This is a genomic window from Paeniglutamicibacter selenitireducens (assembly GCF_051550675.1).
GTDB lineage: Bacteria > Actinomycetota > Actinomycetes > Actinomycetales > Micrococcaceae > Paeniglutamicibacter.
The window spans coordinates 705693-714948 of sequence record NZ_JBPULF010000002.1; the positions used below are offsets into that span (position 1 = coordinate 705693).

8 protein-coding genes are annotated in these 9256 nt (G+C 63.3%); 1 reads left to right on the forward strand and 7 read right to left on the reverse strand.

Annotation, left to right across the window (positions count from 1 at the left end; genetic code table 11):
* Window positions 1–14 precede the first annotated feature (14 nt).
* Window positions 15–1403, reverse strand: coding sequence for an NAD-dependent malic enzyme (locus ACSYDW_RS06670; RefSeq protein ID WP_438337928.1), 1389 nt, complete (start codon window positions 1401–1403; stop codon window positions 15–17).
* A 191-nt stretch (window positions 1404–1594) separates the two neighbouring features.
* On the opposite strand from ACSYDW_RS06670, the gene ACSYDW_RS06675 reads away from it, so the two are divergent.
* A complete protein-coding gene (locus tag ACSYDW_RS06675; protein WP_438337929.1) occupies window positions 1595–2359 on the forward strand; it encodes an IclR family transcriptional regulator in 765 nt (254 codons plus the stop codon).
* 246 nt (window positions 2360–2605) lie between these two features.
* Here ACSYDW_RS06675 and ACSYDW_RS06680 read toward each other — a convergent pair whose 3' ends face one another.
* The 6 genes from ACSYDW_RS06680 to ACSYDW_RS06705 all read right to left on the reverse strand — a co-directional run bounded on the left by ACSYDW_RS06680 (window position 2606) and on the right by ACSYDW_RS06705 (window position 8852).
* Window positions 2606–4186 carry a nucleobase:cation symporter-2 family protein gene (locus tag ACSYDW_RS06680; RefSeq protein WP_438337930.1) on the reverse strand — a complete coding sequence of 527 codons (1581 nt, stop codon included), beginning with the start codon at window positions 4184–4186 and terminating at the stop codon, window positions 2606–2608.
* A gap of 77 nt (window positions 4187–4263) precedes the next feature.
* Window positions 4264–5190: a factor-independent urate hydroxylase gene (pucL, locus tag ACSYDW_RS06685; RefSeq protein WP_438337931.1), complete on the reverse strand. Its 927-nt coding sequence runs from the start codon at window positions 5188–5190 to the stop codon at window positions 4264–4266.
* A 4-nt stretch (window positions 5191–5194) separates the two neighbouring features.
* Window positions 5195–5539: a hydroxyisourate hydrolase gene (gene uraH / locus ACSYDW_RS06690; protein WP_438337932.1), complete on the reverse strand. Its 345-nt coding sequence runs from the start codon at window positions 5537–5539 to the stop codon at window positions 5195–5197.
* 45 nt (window positions 5540–5584) lie between these two features.
* The gene (gene uraD, locus ACSYDW_RS06695) at window positions 5585–6091 is read right to left on the reverse strand and encodes a 2-oxo-4-hydroxy-4-carboxy-5-ureidoimidazoline decarboxylase (protein WP_438337933.1); all 507 of its coding nucleotides are present in this window, start codon (window positions 6089–6091) and stop codon (window positions 5585–5587) included.
* A gap of 959 nt (window positions 6092–7050) precedes the next feature.
* Window positions 7051–8421 carry a purine-cytosine permease family protein gene (locus ACSYDW_RS06700; protein ID WP_438337934.1) on the reverse strand — a complete coding sequence of 457 codons (1371 nt, stop codon included), beginning with the start codon at window positions 8419–8421 and terminating at the stop codon, window positions 7051–7053.
* The gene (locus ACSYDW_RS06705) at window positions 8418–8852 is read right to left on the reverse strand and encodes a YybH family protein (protein ID WP_438337935.1); all 435 of its coding nucleotides are present in this window, start codon (window positions 8850–8852) and stop codon (window positions 8418–8420) included. Before ACSYDW_RS06705 ends, ACSYDW_RS06700 begins: the two co-directional genes overlap by 4 nt.
* Window positions 8853–9256 lie beyond the last annotated feature (404 nt).

The following is a 9256-nucleotide window of genomic DNA, read 5'->3' on the forward strand; positions in this document are numbered from 1 at the left end:
CGTGTTCCTTCTTGCTACTTGTTCTTGGTGGCCGCGTTGGCGACGGCCTCGGCGACGTCGCCGGCCACGTGCGGGTCGAAGACCGAGGGGATGATGAATCCGGGGTTCAGCTCGTCCTGGCTGACGCGGGCCGAGATGGCGTCGGCTGCGGCAAGCAGCATGGCATCGGTGATGTCCGAGACGCGGGCGTCGAGCAGGCCGCGGAAGAACCCGGGGAAGGCCAGCACGTTGTTGATCTGGTTGGGGAAGTCGGAGCGGCCCGTGGCGACGATTGCCGCGTGGCGGCCGGCAGCCACCGGGTCCACCTCCGGGTCCGGGTTCGCCATGGCGAAGACGATGGCGTCCTTGTTCATGGAGGCGATGTGATCCTCGGCCAGGATGTTCGGTGCCGAGACGCCGATGAAGACGTCGGCGCCGGCGATCGCCTCGTGGAGGGTGCCGGTGAAGTTCTCCGGGTTGGTGTTCTCCGCCAGCCAGTTGCGGTGCGGGTCGCTGGAGACATCGGCACTGCTGATGGCGCCGTTGCGTCCGCAGGCAATGATGTTCTTGGCCCCGCGTGCGGCAAGCAGCTGGATGATGGCGTTGCCGGCAGCGCCGACGCCGGAGATGACGATCTTCACGTCGTCGATCTGCTTGCCGACCACCAGCAGCGCGTTGGTGAGGGCGGCCAGGGTCACGATTGCCGTGCCGTGCTGGTCGTCGTGGAAGACGGGGATGTCGAGTTCCTCGCGCAGGCGGGCCTCGATCTCGAAGCAACGCGGAGCCGCGATGTCTTCGAGGTTGACGCCACCGTAGACCGGGGCGAGGGCCTTGACGATCTTGATGATTTCCTCGGTGTCCTGGGTGTCCAGGCAGACCGGCCACGCGTCGACGTTGGCGAACTGCTTGAACAGCGCGGCCTTGCCTTCCATGACGGGAAGTGCGGCGGCCGGGCCGATGTTGCCCAGGCCCAGGACGGCCGAACCGTCGGTGACCACGGCGATGGTGTTGCGCTTGATGGTGAGGTTGCGTGCGTCCGCCGGGTTCTCGGCGATCGCCATGCAGACACGGGCGACGCCCGGGGTGTAGGCGCGGGAGAGGTCGTCGCGGTTGCGCAGCGCCACCTTGGGCACTACCTCGAGCTTGCCGCCGAGGTGCATGAGGAAGGTGCGGTCCGAAACGTTGCGCACGCTGACGCCTTCGAGGGCCTCGAGCGCTTCGCGGATGAGCTGGCCGTGGGCCGCGTCGGTGGTGTTGCAGCTGACGTCGACGACGACGGTTTCGTGGCCGGATTCGGCGACGTCCAGAGCGGTGATGGAACCGCCGGCATTACCCACGGCAACGGCGAGTTCACTCGTTGCAGTAATCGTTGCTGGGGTTTCGACCCGCAGGGTCAATGAATAACCGGGGCTAGGGACAGCCATGAGTTCCTCCTCGAGAAAAGTTTTCCGTATAGTGGATACTATTATCTACAGGATGAAAATACAAGCCTATTTTGTGGCCTGGCTCATAGAATCCCGGTCGCGGGTTCCGGATCGCGGAAAAATTCCGGCACGCTCCGGTAAGTTATGTAGCAGAACGATTCATCGCTGCCCCCACTACAAGGAGCCTCGCCATGCCCGAGCCCAAAGCGTCATCCGGCGTCCAATCCGTTGAGCGCGCCTTTGAGCTGCTGGAAGTCATAGCTCGCGCCGGCGGCGAGGCGGCGCTCAGCGAACTTGCGGCAGACACTCCCCTGCCCCTGCCCACGATCCACCGGCTGCTGCGCACCCTGGTCGGCATCGGATACGTGCGTCAGCTCTCGAACCGCCGCTATTCCCTGGGCCCGCGCCTGATTCGCCTCGGCGAAGTCGCAAACCGCCAGCTTGGCGCGCTGGCCACCCCGGTCCTCAAGTCCCTGGTGAACAGCCTTGGCGAATCGGCGAACATCGCGGTGCTCGACGGCGACATGGTCACCTACATCGCCCAGGCGCAGTCGCCGCACTCGATGCGCATGATCACCGAAGTGGGGCGCCGGTCGACCCTTCACGGCACGGGCGTTGGCAAGGCCATCCTCTCCGTCCTGGACGACGACCGCGTGCGCAGGCTGGTCGACCAGGCCGGCATGGCCGTGGCCACCCCCAACACCATCGTCACCATGAGCCGCCTGTTCTCCGAGCTGGAACTCATTCGCGGCCGCGGCTACGCGATCGACGAAGAGGAGCAGGAGCTCGGTGTGCGCTGCCTGGCCATGGCCGTTCCCGGGGCCCCCACCCCGATGGCCATCTCCATTTCCGGGCCCGTCACCCGGGTGACCGACGAGTTCGCCGAGCGTGCCGTCCCGCAGCTGCGCAGCGCGGCCCAGCAGCTCTCTGATTCGCTTGCGGTGCGCGTGGACTAGGGAAGAACGCGCACCCCCAGAAACGGGCGCCGGGATCCTTGCACTCCGCATGGATCCCGGCGCCCGGGTTTTTAAGGTGCCCCGTGCGGAACCGGGCGACGCGTGTCCACCGCCCCACCCGACGCAACCCAGGCAGCGGCACTCGTTTGCCGCTCAAACAGGGAAAGGCGGGTGATCTCAGTGCCCATCACACCGATCACCCGCCGGCCCGCCGCAAACGGCGGACAGCAGTCCTATCCCATCACTTTATGCGTGTTTGAATTCGCTCCCCTTTGTTCGCCGGCCGATGGACTCCCCGGGCAGCTTCGCCCCGGGCTTCGCAAGTTCTTGGTGGTGTTGCTCGATCACCTGCTTGTATTCCTCCTCGCTCACCACCGGCACTTCCTCGCCGTCGGCGTCGATGAGCTTGCCTGCCTCGTAGTGGTCGCCGTCCAGCAGGCCGCGGATTTCTTCCTCGCGTACCATGCGCGGCGGGGCCGCAACAAACACCGACGCGTTCTTCTTCGGGGTGCCGAACTTCAGCTCGTTGAACAGCAGGTTGAGCAGGATTGCCATGACGGCCGAGGAGCTGATGCCCGAGTGGAAGATCGTGCCGAACCACGTCGGGAACGCGTCGTAGAAGTCCGGCTTGACGATCGGGAGGCAGCCGAAGGCGATCGAGGTGGCAACAATGACCAGGTTGAGGTTGCCTTCGTACTTCACCTTGCTCAGTGTCCGGATGCCCGATGCGGCGACGGTGCCGAACAGGACGATCCCGGCGCCGCCCAAAACCGCGGTGGGAACCGCTGCCACGACGCGGCCGAGGACCGGCAACAGGCCGAGGATCACCAGGATTGCGCCGCCGGCGGTCACCACGAAGCGGCTCTTGACGCCCGTGATCGCGACCAGCCCGACGTTCTGCGCGAAGGCGCTCTGGGTGAAGGTGTTAAGGAACGGAGCTACGATGCTGGAGGCCATGTCGGCGCGCAGGCCGTCGGCGATGCGCCGCGAGTCGACCTTCGTGCCCGCGATTTCGCCCACGGCCAGGATGTCTGCGGTGGTTTCGGTGAGGATCACCAGGACCACGATCACCATGGAGATGATGCCGCCCAGTTCGAAGACCGGCCAGCCGAAGGCCAACGGCTGCGGGAAGGCGAAGATCGCACCTTGGCCCACCTTGGAGAAGTCTGCCATGCCCAACAGCACGGCCAGCACGGTACCCAGCACCATCGCCAGGAGGATGGAAAGTCGTGAGATTGCGGCATTCCCCAGCTTGGAGAGCAGCAACGCAATCAGGAGCGTGGCGCCGGCAAGTCCGATGTTCTGCAGGCTTCCGTAGTTTTCGGCCTTGGCGTTGCCGCCCATGGCCCAGTTCGCCGCAACGGGCGTGAGCGAAATGCCGATCATGGTGATGACCACGCCGGTGACCACCGGCGGGAAGAACCGCACGATGCGGGCAAAGAAGGGAGCTATCAGGAATCCGATGACCGAGGCCGCAAGCACGGCCCCGAAGACCGCCTGGATCCCTCCGCCGCCGTTAACGATCGCCACCATGGTGGCCACTGAGGCGAACGAGGTGCCCTGCACCAGCGGGAGCTGGCACCCGAAGAACGGAATGCCGACGGTTTGCAGGATGGTGGCCAGGCCGCCGACGAAGAGGCAGCTGGCAATCAGCACGCCGACCTCCTCGGAAGACAGGCCCGCGGCACCGCCGATGATCAACGGCGGCGCAATGATGCCGCCGTACATGGTCAGCACGTGCTGCAGGCCGTAGGCGACGGTCCGCCCCAACGGAAGACGCTCGTCCTCCGGCCGAAGTTTGGTATTTTTGACTTGCGTAGCGTTCACAACTGACCTCCTAGTCGGTTGCTGCGATGGAGGGTGTGCCGGTGCTACTACACCGGCACACCCTTGTTATTCATCGCTTAGCAAAAGCCGGGCGTGTTTTCCCAGATCGAATGCGTGGAGGGGACTCCCTCACGCGTGATGGTTGCTTCAATGAGTCCGTACGGGCGGTCGGCCGCGAAGAAGACTTCATTCGGGTTGTCTTGGCCGAACGGAGTGAGGTCGACCAGGAAGTGGTGCTTGTTTGGCAGCGACATCTTGATCTCGTCGATCTCGGGATGCGCTTCGAGTACCGCGCGGCCCATTTCAAACATGGTCTGCTGCAGTGCGTACGAGTGGTTGTTTGCGAACTCCGACAGAAGGTGCGAACGAACCGAGGCGTAGATGGCGTCGAAGTCGAGGCCGCCGGCGTTGACAGCCGCCGTGTTGTAGCGCCAGCGGGCAGTCACGTCGGTCGCCAGGATGCGGTCCGAGGTTTCCTGCAGGGTGGTGAAACGGTCAACCGGGAAACCGTTGAACTCGCTGCCCGTGGACTTCAGGACCGTCAGGTCCTGGATCCCGGCCAGCAGGTTCTTTTCACCGTTGACGATCTCCAGGACCGCGGTACGAACCTCGGACTTGTTGCGGGAGAACGCGTGGTCGTGGTCGTTGATGCGGTCCCAGAAGTACTGCTCGGCAGCCCAGCGCCCGCCGGTGATCCAGTCGAACTCGCCGGTGAAGTGGCTTCCGAGCCGAACCAGGAAATCCTCGACAGCACCGACGCCATCACGCGCCAGGCCGTAAACGGTGTTCTTCTGCGTATCGGTCGGGACCACCAGGCCGTTGTCGCCATCGATGTGGGCCTTGGTGAAGTCGCCGTGCAACTGGGACGTCACGTTGAGGTCTTCGATCTCGTGGCGGTCGGTGTCGCGGGTGATCTTCACCAGTCGGACTTCGGCCTTGCCGTACTGGTTCTTGCCCAGAACGATCTTGGTCGAAACCGCGGTATCGGTAGTTGTGGCAGTCATTGTATTAGCTCCCTCGGTACGTGGAAAATGCAAACGGGCTGATAAGAAGGGGTACGTGGTAATGATCAGCGGTGTTGCTCACCAGGAAATTGATCGTCACCCCGGGGAAGAAGGTTTCCGTACCCTTCGACCCGAAGTAGGCACCGGTCTCAAACGAAACGCGGTATTCACCTGCCTCAACCTGCACCGGTCCAAGGTTTGCGATCCGACCATCACTGTCGGTCACCCCGGATCCGATTTCTTGCCAACCGGATGCCGTCTTGGCTTCCAGCGTGGCCTTGACACCGGAGGAAGGCCTCCCGGTCCCGGTGTCGAGAACGTGGGTTGTGATGTGGCTACGAGTGGTCATAGCTGTGCTCTCAGAGCTCCTCGAGAAGGAATGTGGTGGATGCGCCTAGCGCGCGTGTACTGGTTCGAAAAGGGCTTCCAGGCGAAGCAAGGCGATCTCGCGCAGCTGCTGGCCCACCTCGCGGACTTCGGTGCCGGCATCGTTCGACATGCGGCGGTTCAGCTCGGCCAGGATTTCTTCGCTGCTCCGGCCCGCGGCGCGGATCAGGAACACCCGGTCAAAACGCCGTTCGTAGGCTTGGTTTCCCGCGAGCAGCGCCGACTTGATGTCGTCGTCGAGGTTGAGCGCCGCTTGTTCGCCACGGCTCAGCGTTGCCTCAGTGGACCCGCCTTCGGCGCGTTCTCCGATGCGAGGATGGTGCGCCAGGGCCGACGCGATTTCGGTTTCCGCGAATGGAAACGCGGCGTTTTCCGCATGGGTTGCGAGGTCTTCAACGGAGCTGAACGGCCTGTTTTCGACGATGGAATCGATCCATCGCTCAACGTCCAGGCACGGTCGCAGGACGCCGGCCGCGGCCGGTGCGTCGAGGGTGTTGAAAATCGACAAATCCATGGGTGATCAGCTCTTTCGAATCATTCTTGCCACGCCCAAACGCTGAACACCCTTACCACCGGCGGGGCCGGCTTCGACTCGATGTTTTTGAATCGTGGAAACTTTCTTTCGTTCAATGTAAGCGGCATCACAGTGTCCGCGTCAAGGGTTGAACCAAAAAAGTTTCATTGCGTCGCAGATGCCCGAAAGCACGCCTCGTGCACCCGAGGAGTTTCGCCGAAACCCTTGCGGACGGGACTCGAGTGTGATGATAATTATTCCGTACTACAAAAGTTAGATTCCGCAATATGAAAACTTAGACCCGAAGGGGGTAGCATGAACACCGTTCGCTCGGCAGCCGAATCACCCAAGGGGCATGGCGTGCCACTGGACACGAAATCGCCCGCCGCCCCCTGCACGGGCATGTTCGACCCCATCCAGGGCTTGGACCCCGATTTCGGCCCACGAAAGACAACGCCCCGGGAACCCGGGCCATGGTGGTCGTGGTTGCACCGGAACAAGGCACGCAGCTAGGGCCCTCAAGCGGTTGGCCAGCACCACCGCCCCACAAGACCACGAGGGGATGTCATTGGAGGCGCCATGACATCCCCTCGTTTTGCTGCCCGAAAACAGCGCTGCTCGCCCGGGTGGCAGATGCTCCATGATGGCCCTGGCAGTGGCGCTTCGTGATCGGCAATCGACAGTCGAAGGGCGGTTTGCCGCCGGGCGACGGTGGGAAACCGCCGGAAAGCGCCCTCCTGGATCCAACGACCGGCCGCTTCCGGCACGAGCCTCCGTCACATCCAATGGCCCCGGGGCGATCCCGGGCATCTTAAGGTCCAGCGGATGGCCGGCCCGCCTGCGCTCGGCACCTGTGCCAACGGCTATCCGCCGCAGTACCACGCCCATGACCACGCATGGTTCGTGGATGCCAAAAACCCGCCCAGCGGCAGGTGCGCTGGGCGGGCGGGGTGTTGGGGTCAGGACTGTGCGTCCGCCAGGTGGATTTGCGGGGCAGCCGCAATCCGTCCCCGCTGCCTCCACGACAGCCCGAGGTACAAAAGGAAACTCGCAGCAAACGCCGGGATCGTTGCCCCGAGCGGGCTTGGGACCAGGTACGTCAGCGCATAGGAGACTCCCGCCCCGACAACCCACACGGCCACGGCCAGCCAGTTGACACCGGCGACGTACCAGTACGATCCGCCGTCTTGCCGAAGGATGTCGCTCGTGTAGTTGCGGCGCTTGAGCAGGTAGTAGTCGACGATCATGATCGCGAAGACCGGGACAAAGAAGGCGCCGATCAGGACCAGGAAGTCGGTGAACTGGTCCAGGAGTGCCAGCCACGTGGCACCGATGATCGACACCGCCCCCACGACAAGCGCCGTTCCCAGGAACGGCAGTTTCCGCCGCGACTGGGCGTTGACGACCGAGGTGACCATGCCATAGACGACCATCGAGTTCGTGGCCATGACCGACAGGAAGATCACGATCGCCAGTGGAGCCCCGAACGCGGCGACAACAACGGTGGGATCGAACTCAGCTGCTTCTCCCCCGGTGAGAATCACGTAGCCGATGGCGGTGGCGCCGAGGGCCATCGACAACACTGTGGAAATCGTGTACCCAATGCCTGAACCCAGCATTCCGGAACGACCGTCGCGGGCCAGGCGGTTGAAATCCGCAGACAGAACGGTCCAGGAAATGGCCGTGGAGATCACGATATCCAGAACGGTGATTGGCGTGTACCCGAGCGAAGCGTCAACTGGAATCGCGTTGAATTCGGCAGGGCTGTAGGCCCCGAAAGCCACGAAGAAGACGTAGGCCATGATGCCCAGGATGAGCACAGCCAGCCACGGCTCCACGCGGGCGATCCCGGAATGTCCGAACATGGCGAGTGCGACCACCAGCGTCTGGCAGAGCACTGCGAAGAGGATCGGATTCGAGAATCCCGTGAGCGATTCGACGAGGTAGTTGACCGTGACGCCGGCCAGCATGGCCTGCACCCAGCTCCAGCCCATCAGCACGACGACGTTCGCCGCCACCGGCAACAGGCTCCCTCGAATGCCGAATGCGCCTCGGGTGATGGCCATGGTTGGCAGTCCGGTGCGCGTGCCGATGTTGCCAATCAGGACCAGGACCACGGAGCCCAGGATCGTGCCGGCCAGAATCAGCCCCAGCACGGGGCCGAACGACAGACCCGGGATGAAAAATGTGCCGGTCAGCATCGTCGTCACGACGAGGTTTGCCGCAAGCCAGATCATGCCGATCCGGCGGGCGCCAAGGGTGCCCTTGATGGCGCCGAAACCTTCTGAATCGCCCTCAAGCCGCTGCTCAAGCCTCCGATAGACGTTCACTGGGCGCTCGCTACAGCTGCCGGTGCTGGCGACAGGTGTTCGTGAACCGCTACCAGGGTGCCGTCCGCAGCCCTGCTGAAGACTATGGTTTCCCGCTCCATGTATGAATCCGTGGTGATCTCGCCGGGTTCGGTTCCCACTTCGATGCTCGTGGAGACGTCGTGGGCAAAGACTGCGCCCCCAGGAAAGAGGTTGACCTGCTGGTTGCTCGAGATGCAGCTCGTGACGCGCCATCCATCGGCGATCCAGCCGGCCCACAGCACCTCGTAGCTGGCACGGTCTTCCAGCCTGTTGGGTTCCGTATGGAAAATGAACGACGCATCCGGAGCAAAGGCCCCGAAGTATCGCTCGGTGTCGGTCGCGGTGAACGCATCGACGATCCTGGCTGCGGCCGCGAGGACCTCGTGCTCGAGCGGGGTAACTGTATTCATGGGGAATCTCCGTGGGCTGAGCATCCGGACCCGGACACTGTGAAGTGACGCACATAGATGTATATCATAAGATTACCCCTAGGCAACAACTGTTTACTCATGGTGATCTTGATGATGGGTCGAATCCATCCGCACGGTCGGAAATCCAATGCCTGGTTCGTTTTTTGGCCAATGCCCTACCCGGTAGGAACTTCAGGGCTCAGCATCTACCCCCAGGGGGAAAGGTCCCACCCGCCGGGAAACCTCCGGCCAACTTCAAATGGTCCCTTCCACGGGAAAACTGCATCCACGTTAACGCAAGACGCTCGGCAGGGACATCCCTGCCGAGCGTCTGGCTTACAGCCGCTGCCTGCCAGCCACCTGCGGCGGCCGCCCAAACCCTACCGGGCTAGGCGTCGCCGCCT

Excerpts from the sequence above, each read along its gene's own strand:
- uraD (WP_438337933.1), bottom strand. The coding sequence starts at position 6,091 with ATGGATTTGTCGATTTTCAACACCCTCGACGCACCGGCCGCGGCCGGC.
- ACSYDW_RS06705 (WP_438337935.1), bottom strand. The coding sequence starts at position 8,852 with ATGAATACAGTTACCCCGCTCGAGCACGAGGTCCTCGCGGCCGCAGCC.
- pucL (WP_438337931.1), bottom strand. The coding sequence starts at position 5,190 with ATGACTGCCACAACTACCGATACCGCGGTTTCGACCAAGATCGTTCTG.
- ACSYDW_RS06675 (WP_438337929.1), top strand. The coding sequence starts at position 1,595 with ATGCCCGAGCCCAAAGCGTCATCCGGCGTCCAATCCGTTGAGCGCGCC.
- ACSYDW_RS06670 (WP_438337928.1), bottom strand. The coding sequence starts at position 1,403 with ATGGCTGTCCCTAGCCCCGGTTATTCATTGACCCTGCGGGTCGAAACC.
- uraH (WP_438337932.1), bottom strand. The coding sequence starts at position 5,539 with ATGACCACTCGTAGCCACATCACAACCCACGTTCTCGACACCGGGACC.